Below are 17,598 nucleotides of genomic sequence, written 5' to 3' on the forward strand. Positions count from 1 at the left end.
GCAACCTCACACCAGGCCCCCTGGCACCTAGAGTGAGAGCGGCCCGTGGTCTGCCGGGCCGACCGACGAGCAGGGGAGTGCGGGACGTGCAGCAGCTGCGGATGGGCGGGGTCCAGGTGGACCTCGCGACCGAGCAGGAGACGATGGACCGCTATCGCCGGGCGCTGCGCGGCGAGGGGGAGCCGTTGGCCGTCGAGTCGGCGAACCTCGATCACCTGCACTGGTTCCCGTCGGGATCGCACGACCGGGCCGCCGGCGGCGGCCTGCACTGGCTGACCCTCATGGACGGTGCGCCCTTCGTCATCACGGCGCGGCGGGTGACGGGTCGCAGCCACGAGCGCCTCACCGGCGCCGACCTGCTCGAGCCGATGCTGCGGGTGGCCGCCGAGGAAGGCGCCTCGGTCGGTTTCCTCGGCGGTATGCCGGCCATGCACCTCAAGCTCCGCGAGCAGCTCGCCACCCGCATCCCCACCCTGCGGATCGCCGGCACCTGGGCCCCGGAGCGGGCCGAGATCACCACCCCGGAGGGGGCCGCCCGCTGGGCCCGGATCGTCAAGGACGCGGGCACCGACGTGGTGGTCGTGGCCCTCGGCAAGCCGCGCCAGGAGGACTGGATCCGCGAGCACGGGGTCGAGTCGGGCGCCCGGGCGCTGCTGGCCTTCGGCGCGGCGGCGGACTTCATCGCCGGCACCGTCGAGCGCGCCCCCACGGTGTGGCAGGACTACCACCTGGAGTGGGCCTACCGCCTCTCGCGGGAGCCGCGTCGCCTCGCGCGCCGCTATCTCCTGCAGGGCCCGCCGTCGCTGCTGCGGCTCGTGCGGCACACCGACCGACCCGCCCGCTAGCCGACGCGGCCCACCGATTTCGTGGGTTCGCCGGTCCTGCGGTAGAGTCGTACCTCGTTGCACGGCCCTCCGGGAAGTGCACGAACTGCACCCGTAGCTCAACGGATAGAGCATCTGACTACGGATCAGAAGGTTAGGGGTTCGAATCCCTTCGGGTGCGCTCTGTGTTGAGACAGAAGCAAAGGCCCCGGCCAGCGGAAACGCGAACCGGGGCCTTTCGCATGCCCCGAACCGCTCAGCCTCCTGGCTACGCGACGGTATGTCGGTCCACGCCCCTACCCTGGCCGCGTGAGCGACGACTCAGCCCAGGCCCCCCTGACCGATCAGCCGGCTCCTGGTTCGGCCCGCCCGGTCGACGCCGTCGACGGGCGGCGCCTGCACTACGGCGAGTTCTACGGCGAGCGGGAGCTCGTGGCCAACGACCGACCCGTCGTCGCCGTCGTGGGCAACTGCCAGGCCGAGTCGATCCGCGTGCTGCTCGCCGAGGCGCCCTCCCAGGCGGTGCAGGCCGTGCGGGTGCCGCCGATCTTCGAGCTCGAGCAGGACGACCTGCCCCACCTGCGCTCCCTGCTCGCCCGTGCGGACGTCCTCGTGGCGCAGCCGGTGCGGGACGACTATCGCGGAATGCCGCTCGGGACGGCCCAGCTCGCGTCCTGGGTGCCGGGAGGTGCCCAGGTGGTCCTGTTTCCGTCCTACCGCTACAACGGGCTGTATCCGTGGCAGGTCGAGGCGCGCTCGCCCTACGGCGACCCGCCCGTCGTTCCCTATCTCGACCTGCGCACCCTGGTCACCGCCGCGACGGGGGAGCGGCCCGGGCACCTGGTGCCCGCCGAGGGGGTGCGCGAGATCGCCCGCGCCTCCGTGGAGCTCCTGCGGTCCAAGGAGCAGGAGCACGACACCGTCGTCGCCAGCGACCTGATCGAGGGCGCGGGCGTGGACGCCGCCCACGTCGTCAACCACCCCGGCAACACGGTGCTCGTCGGCATCGCACGTCGCCTCCAGCAGGCCATCGGCTTGCCCGTGGACGCCGGCGACCCGGGACGGACGCTGCTGCGCGAGATCTTCGCCCCGCTCGACGAGGAGGTCCTCGCGGCGCTGGGGATGGACGCAGAGCCCCGGCCGACGTGGACCCACCGGGGTGAGCCGCTCGCCCCCGAGGTGGTGCACGAGGCTCACCTGGCGTGGCTGCGGGAGCACCCCGACGTGGTGGACGCCACGATGGACCGTCACCAGGCGACCCTGCAGTCCCTCGGCCTGGTCTGACTCGCGAGCTCCGCTCCGGCTGCGGCCCCCGTCCGACTCCTCGTCATACGTCCGTGCATGTCCCGCGGCCCGGTGTGCCTGCGCACGCGGGCATGGCTGGAGATGACGATCGCGACGCAGCCGCCACCTCGAGATTGATGTGTGAGTTATTAACTGCATAGAGTGATTAAATGCACCCAAAAGGGCGGTGTGTAGGCATAGTTCTACGCAACGTCACCCCCTGTATGCCTACCTACGCAACGCTAAGAGTGAGGACCGGGGAGGGGACTCACATCCGGCGCGGCTCGGCGTCCGGAAGGCTACGACAGGCCAGAAGAGATACTCATGACCGACCTTGTGGACGGCCGCGGGCGACGTGATGCGTCCCCCGACGACCCTCAGCCTCAAATCCGCCCACGACCCCGGATCCTCAGTGATCCGGAGCTCAACGCCTACCGCCCCACCCTGTGGACGCGGGTGCGCGGCGTTGGTGCACTCACCTTCGCCGCCGACGTGGCGGCGTGCCTGCTCGGGTGGCTCCTCAGCGGCGCAGCCCCCCGCCCGGCCCTGCTCCTGCTCCTGTTGATCGTCGGTCTCTTCCTCGGGTCCAGGCTGTACGACTCGCGGCTGCACATGGCGGTCCTGGACGACCTGCCGGCGATCGCGGGTCGGTGGATCATCGCCTGCTCTCTCGTCGCCATGACCGGAGCGGCTCTGGACGACCGGCCCATCTCCGACGTCACCTCTGAGCCCCAGCTGCTCCTCCTGCCGGGGCTCGTCCTGGTCCTGATCGTCCTCGGCCGTGCCGTGACCTACGCGATCATCCGCTGGGCACGCCGGTCCGGGCGGGTCGGGCACCGTGCCCTCATCCTCGGTGCCGGCGTCGTCGGCCACGAGCTCGCCCGTCTGCTGCAGGACCACCCCCAGTACGGTCTGCGCCCCTACTGCTTCCTCGACTCCGATCCCAAGATCACCGACTCGGTGAACGCCCTGCCCGTCCTGGGGGATCCCGAGCTGCTGGAGCAGACTCTGGTCGAGCACCGGATCCACGTCGTGATCGTCGCCTTCTCTGCCATGAAGGAATCGGAGATGGTGCCCCTGATCCGCACCTGCGACCGACTCGAGGCCGAGCTGTTCGTGGTGCCGCGCCTCTTCGAACTCCATCACGTCGAGGGCGACATGGACACGGTGTGGGGCGTCCCCCTGGTGCGGCTGCGCCGGGCGGCCTACCGCTCCCCGATGTGGCGCGTGAAGCGGCTGGCCGACATCGTCATGTCCGGCTTCGCGCTGCTGGTCCTCTCACCGGTCATGGCCCTGCTCGCCCTTGGCGTGCGGCTCGACGGCGGCCCGGGCATCATCTTCCGCCAGGAGCGGGTCGGCGTGGACGGCCGGCCGGTCCAGGTGATGAAGTTCCGGTCGATGCGGCCGGTGAACGAGGCCGAGTCGCAGACGAACTGGAACATCTCCAACGACAAGCGCGTCAGCAGGTTCGGGAAGCTCATCCGCAAGACGTCCCTCGACGAGCTGCCCCAGCTGATCAACATCCTGCGGGGCGAGATGAGCGTCGTCGGCCCCCGACCCGAGCGGCCCTACTTCGTCAGCCAGTTCCAGGAGATGTACCCGTCGTACGGGGCACGCCACCGGGTTCCCTGCGGTCTGACCGGCTGGGCGGCGGTGAACGGGCTGCGCGGCGACACCTCTATCGCCGACCGGGCCCGGTTCGACAACTACTACATCCAGAACTGGTCGCTGTGGCTGGACGTGAAGATCATCCTGCGCACGGTCGGTGCCGTCATCACCGGAGCTGGCGGATGACCAGCAGCCTTGCCAGCTAATCTGAACGAGACCGCCGCAACGGACCAGGAGCCGCACCTCTATGCCTGATCTTCGTCGGCTCCTATCCGGCTCCCGGCGCAACGGCCTGATGTTCGCCGACACGGCCGTCAACGCACTGACCGGAGTCTTGCTCGTCGCCGGTGCAGCCCGTCATCTGGGGGGGCGAGAGCTGGCAGCCTTCTCGCTCGCCCAGCTGGTCATCACCATGATGGTGGGGATCCTGCGCAGCGCGGTCTACGGGCCGGCGATGGCTGCCCAGCGCTCGACCGGGCGCGCAGTCGTCCCCGTGGACTGGGCCTTCAGCGTTTCCCTTCCGATGGCACTGGCTCTCGCCGGACTGATCGTCGGGATCGTTCCTGGCCTCGGGGGAGGAGGGGTGACGACCTTTGCCGCGCTCTGGGCGGTCGCCGCCGTCGTGCTCCTGCAGGACGGGCTTCGCTCGGCGCTGCTGTCCCGAGAGCTGCCGGCCTGGGCGCTCGCAGGCGACACGCTGTCTTTCTGCGCGCTGTCGATCCCGCTGGTTCTGGGGCTGCTTCCCCGCGCCGCCCTGGGCGTCCTGGAGTCCTGGGCTGCGGCGGTCGCGCTAGGGGTCGTGGTGTCCCTGGTGGGTCTGGCCCGCGCTCGCAAGGGCAACTACGTGCGGCAATCCATCGTGGCAGCATGGAAGCTGGGGCGATGGGCCACCCTGGACGCGACGTTCGCCGTGGTCGCCTACCTCCTGCCCATGTTCGTGGCCACGATCTACGTCCAGTCCACCGCCGCCGGCACCTATCGTGTGCTCCAGACAGCCCTGGGGCCCCTCAACATCATCCAGACCACGGTCGTGACCGTTTTCGGGCTCGACGCCTGGCAGACGACGTCCATCGAGGGGCTACGAAGCCTGCAGCGGAAGGTGAAGGTCCTCGCCGTCGCGCTCCTGGTCCTGGCTGCAGGATGTTCCGCGGCCGGTCTTCCCCTCATGGTGCTGATCACCCACCTGCGCGACGCCGACCTGTGGCGGATCGGCCTCATCGTGGCAGCCCACGGCACCATGACGGCCGTGACCACCCCCTTTCTCGCCGCCGCGTTCGCCCTCGGCTACCAGAAGTTCGGTGCGGTCATCAGATGCGTCTCGCTCGTGGTGTGCGTGGTGGTCAGCCTTCCCATCGCGGGGGCCCAGTGGGTGCCCTGGAACGACCAGATCGGCACTGCGATGCTGGCGTCCTCCGGCCTCACCCTGATCGGTTGGTTGATCAGCTACTCCTCAGCCACTCGTCGCGAAGAGCACGCCCTTGCTGGCGAGGTGCCTTCCCTGCGCCCCAAGCGTGGTACCTATCTCGGGCGTCATCGTATGGACGGGCCGCTGTAGGCACGATGTTGTTCATGCCGAAGAAGTTTCGATCCCGAGGTGAGGGACCGCGCGGTGCGCATTGTCCTGGACCGTCTCGGCCTCGATGGTAGTGAAGAACCTGGTGCAGAAATCGCAGATGGGGTTCATAGCCCCACGGCTGCCATCGACGTGACGTATCCCCGTGACACGAGCCTTTGCCCGACGCAAAGCCACCTTGTCGACGGGGGCGGCGAATCAGCGCCGTCCACCCCCGCTGTCCGCAGGGCTGGCGCCAGGCCAGGGCATGTCGTACCTGGCTGCAGCCTGACGTGTGCGGCCGATGTGGTTGACGACGATTCCCAGTCCGTGGGCCCCGGAGTCGGCGAGGCGGGCCAGCGCGGTCTGTGCGTCCGACATGCGAGAGTCGCGCGCATCCAGCACGAGCAGGGCGGCGTCGACGTGCTGGGCAATGGCCTGCGCCGTTGCTGAGGAGATGACGGGAGGACAGTCGATGACCACGACCCGATCCCTCCGAGCAACATCCTCCAGCACCACGTGCACGGGGGCATCCTGAGGGAGATGGTAGAGAACCACTTCCCGCCCCTCGTCCGCGAAAGTGCGTGCTACCCATTCAGAAACCGTGGTGGCCCCGGCACCTTCCCGGCCGGGAACCACGATGAGGGACGGCGTGTTGGTAGACCCGTGCAGGTGACTGCTGAGGATCGTGATGGCCTCCAGGAACTGTGGATCAGTGACCACGGCCGCCTGGGCCCCTGGGTCGGCAAACCTCGGAACATGAGGGAGCGCGGTGACGACGGGAACGCCGAGCGCCGTCACGAGCTGTTGCGATGTGTAGATGCGGGGACGCACCAATGCGTTGGCGACCAGGAGAACAGCGGCAAGGAGGAGCCCGAGGACTGAACCAATCCCCGTCGCCATGCTCGCGGCGATGGGCTCCGTCTTCGAAGGCGTCGAGGCGGGGGTAATCTGCACCAGTTTCACGGATCCGGTGGGGGACGGCGCCAGTTCCTCCACCTGAGCCACCTTTTGGGAGAGCATGTCTGTCCACACCTGCGCGAGGCTCTGGGCGTCCTGGGCGTCAGGGGAAAGTGCTGCGATGATGATGTCCGACGTCCCCGTGGGGGCATCGAAGAGCATCGAGCCCAGAAGCTCACGCTCCGACCGCGTCGTTCGCAGGCGATCGTGCACGCGGCGGGCAACGGCTTCCGTACCAGCTAGGTCCTTGTAGGACAAGACCCGGGACTGAATGACCTCGGGGCTGGGCTGGCCTGCATCCTTGGCAGCGATGAATCGCACCGACGTGCGAACCTCGGAGCGATAAGTTGTGGCCTGAGCCGATGCCGCCACGCGACCCAGCAAACCCCCGAGGAGCGCGGCAAGCACGAGCCATATGCTCCCCGTGCGTAGCGCATTAGTCACCAGGCGGGGGGTGAGCCCACCCTCGACAGCGCTGGAGGTGGAACTAGCCATGCGATCTCCTTAAAGGCTTCTGGGCAGCGGCCACGGGTGCGGCATGCGCTGCTCGTGTCGTCAGCGGTCGCGAGTGGCTCGGTGAGGCCTCTCGCTTTCCGGCGGAGCCAGTCGTGCGGCGAGGGGGCGCAGTAACGAGCCGACGGAGAGGCTCCGGGACCCGAAAAGAGACGATGAGGATGGCGACGGCAGCCACCGTGAAGACGGAGGCGGCCTGCAGAAGTGAGCCGCGTATAAGAAGCAGGGAGTAGAAGGGAAAGACGCATCCCGCGATCGCGGGCGCAGGGTGGTGTTGCAGCTCGAGCTCGTGGACGCGGTCGAGCAAGCGGGTGAAGAAACCGACCACCAGGAAACCCAGAATTACTCCCGCGATCTCGGCGTTGATGTAGAGCTCCGACCAGAGGGGAGCGGAGAGGTTGTCGAAGCCGTAGGACTTGTAGTTGGCGAGAAGGATCCCGGTGTCCACGGGTTTGTCGGGCCAAAGGCTTCGGGGGACCCAGAACATCAACACGCCGGCCAGTTGCCGACCGTTGGTGCTTCCGCGATGGTCGACGTAGTCGAGCGTGTTGACGATCTGAGCGAAGGCGTCGAAGTCTCCGGACTGCATGGCGCTGAGGACATTGCTGTTCCCGGTGGTGGGGTTGGAGCCCCTGAAGACGTTCAGGAGAGGGAAGACGAAGACGAGCCCCAGGAGCGCAACCACGGCCACGAGGCGATAGCGTCGGGGTGTCGCGTAGACGCCGAGGGACGCCAGCGCCGCCATGAGCACAGTTCCCACCATGAATCGCGGATTGCTGAAGGGGTTCACGATGACGGCCACGACAAGGCCCGTGAGTATCGCTGCTGCGAGCTGCCACCGCCATAATTTCCCTTGCCGGTTCGACCGCACCAGCTGGATCTGGGCAATGAGTGCCACGAGCATCCCCATCGAGGCCCATCCGGCTACCAGGGCCGCCATGACCTGGTCTGGAAAGGCTCGCTTGAGAACCTCTGCGTAGGCGTACCGATTGAGAAAGAGGTTGGCTGCTCCCACCTTCGAGACGTAATAGATGGCGAGCAGGAGAGAAAACCCGGTGAGGAAGGTGGTGCGTGCCGGGCTCACGTGGGGCAGATGGTTTCGCTCCCTCAAGGGGACAGCTCTTGCGCAGCTGCTGCCGATCAGGGCTGCGCCTATACCTAGGTAGACCAGCGTCCAGGCGGCTCCGACGTAGCGGGGGTCAAGGCGGGGCGTGGTGTCGATGTCACCCCCCAGCCTCTGCTGGACGAAAGGGGCATATCCCATGAACACATAGGTGAACAGCCATAGGACCATCTCGTAGAGATGGCGACGAGAGGATGCCACAAGCCACGCATAACGTGCACCGGACACGACCATCACGCCAACAGCGGGCCATGGGATGGGGCTCCAGGTCGGGACCGCCGTGTTCAGCGTCAACATGAAGGGGACGCCCACGCACAGCGTCACGCTCATGGCGATGCCCAGCAGGGGGGCTCGCCGCGTCTGCTGGGTGCCCATGGACCTCCATCCGGAATCTCTGAAGCAGGCTAGCAACGGCACCAGGGTAGTTGCCGCGGATGGACATCTGGCCCCGAAGACAACTTGTCGCTCACTCGTAAGATGACTACTGCCAGTTAGGTTCCACTACCAAGAGCAGTCAAGCGTTTCGAATGGCGCGTGACACGTCCGAACCCCGGAACGCCGGTGCGGTGTCCGTCTACTCTCCTTACAGGGCGTTGGGAGTGGGTGACCCGGCGCGATAGAGCCCACACCACGAGGAGAGATGCATGGCTGTCCGCCGCCTGGCCACCTTCACCGGCTTCGGGTACGACAAGGGGCGGTCACTGCCCGTCTGCGCCGCCTGGGTGGTCACCGAGCCGCTGCTGCGTTCGGTACTGGTCCCTGCAGGCCTGCGGGTCAAGGTTCTCAGGGCCTTCGGCGCTCAGATCGGCAAGGGAGTCCTCGTTCGCCATGACGTCAGGATCCACTGGCCCTGGAAGCTGGCGATCGGGAACGACTGTTGGATCGGCGTGGGGGCCTGGCTGCTCAACCTCGAGCCGATCACCCTCGGGAACGACGTCTGCATCTCGCAGGCTGTGATGCTGTGCACGGGAAGCCACCAGGCCGACGACCCGGCGTTCGAGTTCGACAACGCTCCCATCCGCATCGAGGACGGAGCATGGGTGGCGGCACGGGCCACGGTGCTGCGTGGCGTGACCGTCGGAGCGGGCGCGGTCGTCGGGGCCACGGCGCTGGTCACGAAGGACGTGCCCCCGGGCGATCGGGTGCTCGCCCCTCGCGCACAGGTGCTGGCCCGGTGAGGATCCTGCAGGTCGTCTCCCTGATCAGCCCCCAAGGAGAGTACGGCGGCCCCACCCGGGTGGCACTCGCCCACTGCCAGGCGCTGCGCGAGGCAGGGCACGAGGTGGTTCTCGCGGCCGGCAGCTGGGGTTATGACCCCGTCCCCGACGAGGTCGAGGGAGTCAGGGTGCGGCTCTTCCCGGCATACGCCCCGGTGCGGGGCAGCTTCCACGGCCTCGCCAGCCCTGGTCTGGCCGCGTTCGTGGCCCGGACGGCTCCCACCGCCGACGTGGTGCACGTGCACCTGGCCCGCGACCTGGTCACCCTCCCTGCCGGGGCTGCTGCACTGGTGCGACACCGCCCCTACGTGGTGCAGACGCATGGCATGGTCGTTCCCTCGGGCAATCCCCTCGCGCCTGCGCTGGACCTGCTCATGACCCGCCGGATCCTCCGTGGCGCCGGTCGGGTCCTCTACCTCACCGACGCCGAACGAGCCGGCCTCCAGGAGGTGGCGAGCCCGCTCCGGCTGGAGTTCCTCCGCAACGGCATCTCCGTTCCGGAGCCGAGCGCGTTGCCGGCCGGTCCGGGACGTGGTCCCCAGATCCTGTTCCTTGCCCGCGTGCAGGCTCGCAAGCACCCGCTGGACTTCGTGGAGATGGCGCGCCGCCTCGCTCCGCGTCACCCGGACACGACCTTCCGCATGATCGGTCCCGACGAGGGGCAGGGTGCCGAGCTCCGCGCGGCGATCGCCGCGAGCGGGCTCGGCGACCGCCTGGTCTGGGAGGGGCCACTCCCTCCCGAGGAGACTGGTGCCGCCATGCGAGCCGCGGACGTCTACGTCCTGCCCTCGGTGGACGAGCCCTATCCCATGTCTGCCCTCGAGGCGATGTCTCTGGGGCGCCCTACCGTCATCACCGATACCTGCGGTCTCGCGCCGATCGTCGAGCGCCATCGCGCGGGTGCGGTCTGCGCGGCCGGTGGCGCTTCCGTCGCCGAGGCCGTGGACGCCCTCCTGACCGATCCGGCTCGACGGGTCGCAGCGGGGCGGTCGGCGCGTCAGGCCATCGTCGACGAGCTGGGGATGGCGCCGGTCGTAGCGCAGCTCGAGCGAGTATACGCCGACGTCATCAGCACCCCTCCAGCCATCAAGGACAGCGCCCGATGAAGATCCTCGTCGTCTGCCTCAACTACGCACCCGAGCCGTCGGGGACGGCGCCATACACAGCCGGCCTTGCCCAAGGGCTCCTCGCGGAGGGGCACCAGGTGCGGGTGATCACGGGTATTCCGCACTATCCGCAGTGGACCAACTACACCGGCTTCACGGGCCGCCGCCGCGACGAGATCGTGGACGGTGTGCCCGTCACCCGCCTCTGGCACACCATTCCGAGCACCAGCGGGGGCCCCGGCCTTGGTCGCGCCGTCATGGAGCTGACCTTCGGGATCCACTCGGTACTCGTCGGCTGGGGCCGGCCCGACGTCGTGCTGACCGTCAGCCCTGCCCTCATCTCCTCGGGCCTGGCGATGGCTCGGGTGCGTCTGACGCCCGCCCGGCCCCGAGGCGCGGTGTGGGTGCAGGACATGTACTCCACCGGCCTCAACGAGCTGGGAGGCAAGGCCAAGCTCGCGGCGCGAGCCTTCACCCTGCTCGAGCGGGGCGTCCTCGGCCTGGCGGACGGAGTCTCGGTGATCCACGAGCGTTTCCGGCGCTATGTCGTCGACCAGGTGGGCGTGGACCCTGCCAGGGTCGCGGTCAACCGCAACTGGGCCCACCTGCGGACGGATCCGCATGGGGTGGACGTGGCGCAGATGCGCACGCAGCTCACGGGTGACGGGGACTGTCCCATCGCTCTCCACGCCGGCAACATGGGGGCAAAGCAGGGCCTCGAGAACGTCGTCGAAGCAGCTCGGGAGGCCGAGAGACGCGGCTCGGACGTGATCTTCGTCCTCGTCGGCGACGGCAACCAGCGCAGCAGACTCGAGGAGCTCGGCCGGGGCTGCGCCAATCTGCGATTCGCGCCGGCGCTGCCCGACGGCGAGTTCCGGGCAGCGCTCGAGGCTGCGGACGTCCTCCTCGTCAACGAGAAGGCCGGCGTCAAGGAGATGGCGGTCCCGAGCAAGCTGACGTCGTACTTCCGGGTGGGTCGTCCCGTCGTGGCTGCCACCTCGGTCGAGGGTTCGTGCGCCGACGAGGTCACCGCAGCCGGCGCCGGGCCGATCATTCCGGCCGGAGACCCCGCCCTGCTGCTGGAGACTGTCGAGTCCGTCGTCGCGGACCCGGACCGCGCCGCGGAGCACGGCCGCTCGGCGGCCGCTTTCGCAGCGGCGAACCTCGCCGCCGACGCCGCCATCGCCGGGTTCTCACGATGGCTGCAGGGCCTGACCATCGGCGGCCGGCACCACATCACCTCCCTCCTTCGTCCTCGATCCAGCTGACGTGCAGCATCACCCATCCGGAAGGCAAGACATGACCAAGAAGGCTCTCATCACGGGGATCACGGGCCAGGACGGCTCTTACCTCGCCGAGCTCCTCCTCGAGAAGGGCTATGAGGTGCATGGCCTGATCCGTCGCGCCTCTACCTTCAACACCCACCGCATCGACCACCTCTACGTGGACCCCCACGAGGACAAGGCCAAGCTCTTCCTCCACTACGGCGACCTCAGTGATGGTGCCCGCCTGGTGACGCTGGTCGGCGAGATCAACCCGGACGAGGTCTACAACCTCGCTGCGCAGTCCCATGTCCGGGTGTCGTTCGACGAGCCCGAGCACACCGCCGACACGACCGGTGTGGGCACCATCCGCCTGCTCGAGGCCATCCGTGTGGCCGGCGTGCGGCCGCGCTTCTACCAGGCATCCACCTCCGAGCTCTTCGGCGCCACCCCGCCTCCGCAGGGCGAGGAGACGCCCTTCTACCCCCGCTCGCCGTACGGCGCCGCCAAGCTGTACTCGTACTGGATCACCAAGAACTACCGCGAGGCGTACGACATGTTCGCGGTCAACGGGATCCTCTTCAACCATGAGTCCCCGCGTCGCGGAGAGACCTTCGTGACCCGCAAGATCACCCGCGCGGTCGCTGCCATCAAGGCGGGCACGCAGGACTACCTCTACATGGGCAACATCGACTCGATCCGCGACTGGGGCTATGCCCCGGAGTACGTCGAAGGCATGTGGCGCATGCTGCAGGTCGACGAGCCAGAGGACTTCGTTCTGGCCACCGGCAAGGACTACACCGTCAAGGACTTCCTCGCCATGGCTTTCCAGCACGTCGGCCTCGACTGGGAGAAGTACGTCCGCTTCGACGAGCGCTATCTGCGCCCCACCGAGGTCGACGCCCTCATCGGCGACGCGTCCAAGGCCAAGGCCAAGCTCGGCTGGGAAGCGCAGGTTCACACCCCTGAGCTGGCCCGGATCATGGTCGACGCCGACATCCAGGCCCTCGAGGCTGCTGGCCGCCCGTGGATCGACACCCCGACCACCCGTGGCACCGGCGCCCCGATCCCGGGGGTGACCGCCTGATGCGCGCGTCGGACGGGGTGGAGTACACCCCAGGCCCCCTCGACCGCGAGGCAGTCACCTATGTCGCCGGCCACCGAGGGCTGGTGGGCTCCGGCATCTGGCGGCACCTGGAGGCGGAAGGTTTCACCCACCTCGCAGGACGGGCCTCCTCGGAGCTCGACCTCAAGGATCGTGAGGCCACCTTTGCGTTCTTCGCCGAGAACAAGCCGCGCTACGTCTTCCTGGCGGCGGCCAAGGTCGGCGGGATCATGGCCAACAACACCTACCCCGTCGACTTCCTCTCCGAGAACATCCGGATCCAGGTCAACGTCCTCGATGCTGCTCTGGAGCACGACGTTGAGCGGGTGCTCTTCCTCGGCTCCTCCTGCATCTATCCGAAGCTCGCCGAGCAGCCCATCCGGGAGGACTCGCTGCTGACCGGCCACCTGGAGCCGACCAACGATGCCTACGCGATCGCCAAGATCGCCGGCATCCTGCATGTGCAAGCGGTCCGGCGGCAGTACGGCAAGGCTTGGATCTCGGCCATGCCGACGAATCTCTACGGACCGGGGGACAACTTCGACCCCCAGGGTTCCCACGTCATGCCCGCCATGATCCGGCGGTATGACGAGGCTGCCGCGGCCGGCGCCCCCAGCGTCACGAACTGGGGCTCTGGGTCCCCGCGGCGCGAGTTCCTGCACGTGGACGACATGGCCGCCGCCTGTCTGCACCTGATGGAGCACTACGACGGGCCCGGCCAGGTCAACGTCGGCACCGGGGAGGACGTGACGATCAAGGAGCTGGCCGGCCTCGTCGCGGCTGCGGTGGGCTACCAGGGCGAGATCACCTGGGACACCTCCAAGCCCGACGGGACGCCGCAAAAGCTGCTCGACGTCTCCACCCTCCAGGCCTCCGGCTGGGCGCCCCGGGTGCCGCTCGAGGAAGGTGTGCGGTCCACCGTCGAGTGGTACCGCGAGCACGCGGGGGACCGCCGATCCTGAGGTGCCATCATCGCCGATGCCGATGTCGATCCCAGGCGCCCTCACGGAACCTCACCTGGTCCGCGAGACTCCCCGAGACCCGTTCAGGTGAGGAACGGAAACAGCAACGGGGCAGGCCACGCATGTGCTTGGCGTTCACAAGGAGGAGTTCTATGGCAGGCAGAGGGGACCCGACGTGGATCGGAGCACCAGGCCACCCGGTAGCTGCCTGGGTCCAGCGCCCCGCGGGTGAGGCACGTGGGGTGGTTGTTCTGGCGCCGAGCCTCGGACGAGAGGCGGTGACGTCGTGGCGGGCGCTGCACATTCTCGGTCTTCGCCTTGCCGAACGAGGCTTTGCCAGCGTCCGCTTCGACTGGCGGGGCACCGGCGACTCCGCCCCGTTGGGGAAGGATGTCTCGCCCGTCGAAGTCTGGTCGGAGGACCTGCAGCAGGCGCAGGACCTCGCCCTCCAGCTGTCCGGTGGACTGCCCGTATCCACCATCGGCCTTCGTCTGGGAGCCTCCCTGGTCCATCACCACGGTGCGCCCGTGTCAGGGAAGACGATCTTGTGGGAGCCCGTCGGGGGTAAGGCATATCTTCGGCTCCACCAGAAACTACGCGCATTGAGCATCGGGATTCCGGTCGCCGGTCTCGACGAAGGAGTAGAGCTCAGCGGCTCCTTCTTCACCCCTGCCCAGGCCCGGTCTCTGGCGACGGTGAAGGCTCCTCGCCCCGACGACCTGCGACCTGGCACCCTCATCCGGACCGAACAGGACCGCGATGAGGCGGAGCGGCTCTACTTCTCGGCGCCGCGGTACGCTCGCGTGCCGCTGAGTGCCATCGACGAACTCATCGATGCGCTCGGTGAGGGCCCTGTGAAGCCTCTGGCGAACTGGTCTCCTGTGGCGGAGGCCTTCGTGGACGTTTCTGGAACGCGCGTCCTGGACCGCTTCGTCCGTGTCGGACCGCACGGTCTGCATGCGATCTTGTCCCAGCCTCTCCGGGAACCTGTCATCGCCCTCGACTTCACCAGCGCTGGAGGTGAGCCTCTCGACGGACCCTCAGGTCTCTGGACGGAGGCGGCACACCGCGCTGCTGCATCTGGAGCGATTTGCCTGCGCGCAGAACGGCGCTCTCTGGGAGTTCACCTGGACCACCGGGCGCCCGTCGAACCGATCCCCTACTCCCAGGAGGCTGTGGACGATGTCGTCGAATCGATCCGCTATCTGCGATCGATAACCTCCGCGCCCGTAGCAGGGGTAGGGCTGTGCGTGGGTGCCTGGCTATTCCTGCGAGCGGGTACGATCGAGTTCCTCGACCGCCTGGTGGCATTCGACAACGTCATATGGGTAGAGAATCTCGACTTCATCGGCAGGTTCTTCCGCGACCCGATGCTCAAGAGGTTCCTCGCGGAACGACCGGCCAGCCCCGCCAGTCCGGAAGAAGGAGCGGCGGTGGCCAGGCCGGGGATCCGCACCGCGGTCAAGGAGCGGTTGAAGAGGATGCGCGAGGTAGCTCGTCGGCGCCCACTCCGGGCACGGCGTCTGCTGGCTAGGTGTGGCCAGGCGGAGTATCCGTATCAGATGTTGCACGCACTCCCCCCGGGAACCGTGGTGGATCTGCACTTCGGACTGCAGGCCGACGCCCACTTCAACGACGTGCACGGGATGGAGTCGCTTGACCGTCTACGAGCCGGGCGTCGGCAGGTGCACGTCTCGAGGTGGGCAGATCTCGACCACTCACTGCTCGCGCACAGCGCCAGGATGAGGGTGCTTGACACCCTGGCCCATGTGGTGCCATGACGGGAGGGCTCCCGCCGTTCGCTCGCGTGATGCTCCGATGGGTGGCAGCGATCTCGGTGGTGCTGCTGATCGTCGACCTGGTGGTGATCTTCTGCCCCAAGACGGACGAGGCTGGTCGGTCAGATGCGCTGGTCGTGCTGGGCCCATCCGTCATGGAGCGTACGTCTCACGCGGAGTCATTGATGCGAAGTGGAGCCGCCCGCACCCTCGTGATCTCGGCGCACGAAGCTGATCTGAATCGCCTTCCGGACCTCTGCCAGAAGGAAGTCTCTCGGCCGTACGAGGTCATCTGCTTCGATCCGGACCCGGCCAACACCCAGGGAGAGGCCCGTGGAGTGGCGGCGCTGGCGCGACGACGCGGCTGGTCCACGCTCCAGGTGATCACCTTCCGTCCTCAGGTCCTGAGGGCGAGGGTCCTGATCTCCAGGTGCTTCCCAGGTAGGGTAATGGTGCTTGCGCACGAGGAGGGATACGATCCCACCTCGATGTTTGCGCGTCATACCGCGGGACTACTCAAATTACTGGTCACTCCGAGTTGCTGACCATATATTTAGAGTGAGATGGAGTCCGCGGTGGGGGCCCTATGAGTGAAAGCTACTAGTACCTTCGGGGGCCCCGGGAGAGGGTGGGCCCAGTTGCCCCCCACCATCTTGAGGTCACCCGTGCCTAGCTCCCACCTCCCCGACCGATGGCTGAAGTCGCTGCGTATCTGGCCCGTGCGGCGGATGAGCCCTGCCCCCGCGATGACGCCTGTCGTGCCGTCGGCCACCCCGGGGCGCCAGGTCCGAACGTCTGCCCCGTATACGGTTCCAGCCACCACGACCTCGCCGTTCGCTCCCGGGCTGCCTCTGGTGACCACGCCTGAATGGCACCTGGCGCGGCGGGTGGCCCAGGCGCCGACCTTCCGTCTGGCTGCGGAGATCAAGAGGCTTGGACCACAGGCTTGGCTGGAGGCTCAACTGAATCACACTGCTATCTCGGACTCGGAGTGGGAGAGGGTGAGGGCCGCCCACTACTCATGGCTCGACTATTCCTATCCTCAGGTTATCCGTGCCTCAGGAAACCGGAGTTACTACGCCGGTGGCGTGCTGGCTCAGAGCTTGCTCCGGCGACCCGTGCTTACGAATCGTGTGCTCTTCGACAGCATGTGCGACTTCTGGGGTGATTTCCTCTTTGTTCCGTGGCGGTCCAAGGCGGCAGCTCATGTGCTCGGCTATGATCGTGATGTCATCCGCAAGCACGCCCTTGGGCGGTATGCCGACATGCTCCGGGCCGCGGTGACCAGTCCGGCTCTGCTCGTCTTCCTGGACAACAATGTCAATATCGCAGGAAATCCCAACGAGAATCTCGGACGCGAAATCCTCGAACTGTACTCGGTGGGGCGGGGGCAATTCACCGAGCAGGACGTGCAGTCCTCCAGCCGCATCTTGACCGGTCTGGGCGTGGACGACGCGTCCGGAACGTTCGCGTTCGTGGGCGAGCAGCATGCTGCGGGCCCGGTCAAGGTGATGACCTTCACGCACCCCAATCCCCGCGTCGCGGGACGTTCGGCCGTCGCCCCGCCCGTGGTCGAGGCCTATCTGGAGCATCTCGCGCGTCATCCCATGACTGCTCGACGCATCGCCCTCCGTCTCGCTGTCAGGTTCGTCAGTGACGCGCCGTCCGAGTCCCTGGTTCAGGCCTTGGCCAAGGTGTATCTCGACAACGACACGGCACTGACCCCCGTGGTGCGGGCTCTGTTTGCTCATCCTGAGTTCTGGGGGAGCGTCGGGCAGAAGTGGGCTCGGCCACGTGAGGTCATCGGCCGAGCGCTTCGCTCAGGGAACTCGTGCGAATATGTCCCCCCGGTGCCCATGGAGGTGAATTCCTGGGACATGGGATCGCTGGCTGGATGGTACGAGGATGCAGGCGAACTGCCCCGCGACGCAGCATTCGTCGATGGCTACGCGGACGACCAGCCGTCATGGGCCGGGACTTCTACGCTGCTCGCCGTCTCCAACGCGCTCGCCGGCGTGGCCTGGCGGTGGGACCGCCGATCCGCCGATCCGGACTGGCGTGCGACTCTCGGGCTTACTCCGGGGGCGCCGGTGATCGACACCGCTCGAAAGATCACGCTGAGCCTGACGGGGTATTCCTGGCCGGACCGGGACCTCGCTCCGATCGCTTCCCTTCTGGGGTCGGGGCTGAAACGACCCGCGACTCCACAGGACCGGGTCAGTGACGGAAACCTGACCTGGGATCTTCCTGAGGCCGTCCATCTGGTTCTCGCCAGCCCCTACTCCTTCTTGCGATGAGGTCTCT

At 67.5% G+C, this 17,598-nt stretch carries 14 protein-coding genes and 1 tRNA gene; 13 read left to right on the forward strand and 2 right to left on the reverse strand.

Annotated features, from left to right (window positions below; translation table 11 throughout):
• Nucleotides 1-86: 86 nt before the first annotated feature.
• The 5 genes from MM438_RS00930 (at nucleotide 87) to MM438_RS00950 (ending at nucleotide 5,271) form a co-directional block, all read left to right on the forward strand.
• Nucleotides 87-845 (forward strand): WecB/TagA/CpsF family glycosyltransferase, encoded by a 759-nt coding sequence (locus tag MM438_RS00930; protein ID WP_241449581.1) that lies wholly within the window; start codon nucleotides 87-89, stop codon nucleotides 843-845.
• An 87-nt stretch (nucleotides 846-932) separates the two neighbouring features.
• Nucleotides 933-1,005: transfer RNA gene (locus MM438_RS00935), tRNA-Arg, on the forward strand.
• A 128-nt stretch (nucleotides 1,006-1,133) separates the two neighbouring features.
• Nucleotides 1,134-2,108, forward strand: a complete 975-nt coding sequence (locus MM438_RS00940; RefSeq protein ID WP_241449583.1) for a WcbI family polysaccharide biosynthesis putative acetyltransferase — start codon at nucleotides 1,134-1,136, stop codon at nucleotides 2,106-2,108.
• A gap of 324 nt (nucleotides 2,109-2,432) precedes the next feature.
• Entirely contained in the window at nucleotides 2,433-3,902 is a 1,470-nt protein-coding gene (locus tag MM438_RS00945) for a sugar transferase (protein ID WP_241449585.1), read from the forward strand.
• A gap of 61 nt (nucleotides 3,903-3,963) precedes the next feature.
• Entirely contained in the window at nucleotides 3,964-5,271 is a 1,308-nt protein-coding gene (locus MM438_RS00950) for a hypothetical protein (RefSeq protein ID WP_241449593.1), read from the forward strand.
• A 216-nt stretch (nucleotides 5,272-5,487) separates the two neighbouring features.
• On the opposite strand, the gene MM438_RS00955 is transcribed toward MM438_RS00950, so the two are convergent.
• Nucleotides 5,488-6,636, reverse strand: a complete 1,149-nt coding sequence (locus MM438_RS00955) for a hypothetical protein (protein WP_241449598.1) — start codon at nucleotides 6,634-6,636, stop codon at nucleotides 5,488-5,490.
• A 79-nt stretch (nucleotides 6,637-6,715) separates the two neighbouring features.
• On the reverse strand, nucleotides 6,716-8,239 hold the full coding sequence (locus MM438_RS00960; protein WP_241449600.1) for a hypothetical protein: 1,524 nt from the start codon (nucleotides 8,237-8,239) through the stop codon (nucleotides 6,716-6,718).
• Between the two features lie 269 nt (nucleotides 8,240-8,508).
• Between MM438_RS00960 and MM438_RS00965 the strand changes: the two genes are divergently transcribed.
• The 8 genes from MM438_RS00965 to MM438_RS01000 all read left to right on the forward strand — a co-directional run bounded on the left by MM438_RS00965 (nucleotide 8,509) and on the right by MM438_RS01000 (nucleotide 17,591).
• On the forward strand, nucleotides 8,509-9,042 hold the full coding sequence (locus MM438_RS00965; protein ID WP_241449602.1) for a DapH/DapD/GlmU-related protein: 534 nt from the start codon (nucleotides 8,509-8,511) through the stop codon (nucleotides 9,040-9,042).
• A complete protein-coding gene (locus MM438_RS00970) occupies nucleotides 9,039-10,187 on the forward strand; it encodes a glycosyltransferase (protein WP_241449604.1) in 1,149 nt (382 codons plus the stop codon). Before MM438_RS00965 ends, MM438_RS00970 begins: the two co-directional genes overlap by 4 nt.
• Nucleotides 10,184-11,455: a glycosyltransferase gene (locus MM438_RS00975; protein WP_241449606.1), complete on the forward strand. Its 1,272-nt coding sequence runs from the start codon at nucleotides 10,184-10,186 to the stop codon at nucleotides 11,453-11,455. The genes MM438_RS00970 and MM438_RS00975 overlap by 4 nt, the downstream gene beginning before the upstream one ends.
• A 31-nt stretch (nucleotides 11,456-11,486) precedes the next feature.
• Complete coding sequence (gene gmd, locus MM438_RS00980; RefSeq protein WP_241449615.1) at nucleotides 11,487-12,536, forward strand: GDP-mannose 4,6-dehydratase; 1,050 nt, start codon at nucleotides 11,487-11,489, stop codon at nucleotides 12,534-12,536.
• Nucleotides 12,536-13,516: a GDP-L-fucose synthase family protein gene (locus tag MM438_RS00985; protein ID WP_241449621.1), complete on the forward strand. Its 981-nt coding sequence runs from the start codon at nucleotides 12,536-12,538 to the stop codon at nucleotides 13,514-13,516. Before gmd ends, MM438_RS00985 begins: the two co-directional genes overlap by 1 nt.
• Nucleotides 13,517-13,758: 242 nt before the next feature.
• Entirely contained in the window at nucleotides 13,759-15,297 is a 1,539-nt protein-coding gene (locus MM438_RS00990) for an alpha/beta hydrolase family protein (protein ID WP_241449623.1), read from the forward strand.
• A 41-nt stretch (nucleotides 15,298-15,338) separates the two neighbouring features.
• Entirely contained in the window at nucleotides 15,339-15,839 is a 501-nt protein-coding gene (locus MM438_RS00995; protein ID WP_241449637.1) for a YdcF family protein, read from the forward strand.
• Between the two features lie 201 nt (nucleotides 15,840-16,040).
• Entirely contained in the window at nucleotides 16,041-17,591 is a 1,551-nt protein-coding gene (locus MM438_RS01000) for a DUF1800 family protein (RefSeq protein WP_241453231.1), read from the forward strand.
• Nucleotides 17,592-17,598: the final 7 nt, after the last annotated feature.

This window comes from Arsenicicoccus dermatophilus (assembly GCF_022568795.1).
Taxonomy (GTDB): domain Bacteria; phylum Actinomycetota; class Actinomycetes; order Actinomycetales; family Dermatophilaceae; genus Arsenicicoccus; species Arsenicicoccus dermatophilus.

What these genes read in the sequence shown, in the direction of transcription:
- gmd (WP_241449615.1), top strand. Translation starts at nt 11,487, where the DNA reads ATGACCAAGAAGGCTCTCATCACGGGGATCACGGGCCAGGACGGCTCT.
- MM438_RS01000 (WP_241453231.1), top strand. Translation starts at nt 16,041, where the DNA reads ATGACGCCTGTCGTGCCGTCGGCCACCCCGGGGCGCCAGGTCCGAACG.
- MM438_RS00950 (WP_241449593.1), top strand. Translation starts at nt 3,964, where the DNA reads ATGCCTGATCTTCGTCGGCTCCTATCCGGCTCCCGGCGCAACGGCCTG.
- MM438_RS00985 (WP_241449621.1), top strand. Translation starts at nt 12,536, where the DNA reads ATGCGCGCGTCGGACGGGGTGGAGTACACCCCAGGCCCCCTCGACCGC.
- MM438_RS00975 (WP_241449606.1), top strand. Translation starts at nt 10,184, where the DNA reads ATGAAGATCCTCGTCGTCTGCCTCAACTACGCACCCGAGCCGTCGGGG.
- MM438_RS00965 (WP_241449602.1), top strand. Translation starts at nt 8,509, where the DNA reads ATGGCTGTCCGCCGCCTGGCCACCTTCACCGGCTTCGGGTACGACAAG.
- MM438_RS00945 (WP_241449585.1), top strand. Translation starts at nt 2,433, where the DNA reads ATGACCGACCTTGTGGACGGCCGCGGGCGACGTGATGCGTCCCCCGAC.
- MM438_RS00960 (WP_241449600.1), bottom strand. Translation starts at nt 8,239, where the DNA reads ATGGGCACCCAGCAGACGCGGCGAGCCCCCCTGCTGGGCATCGCCATG.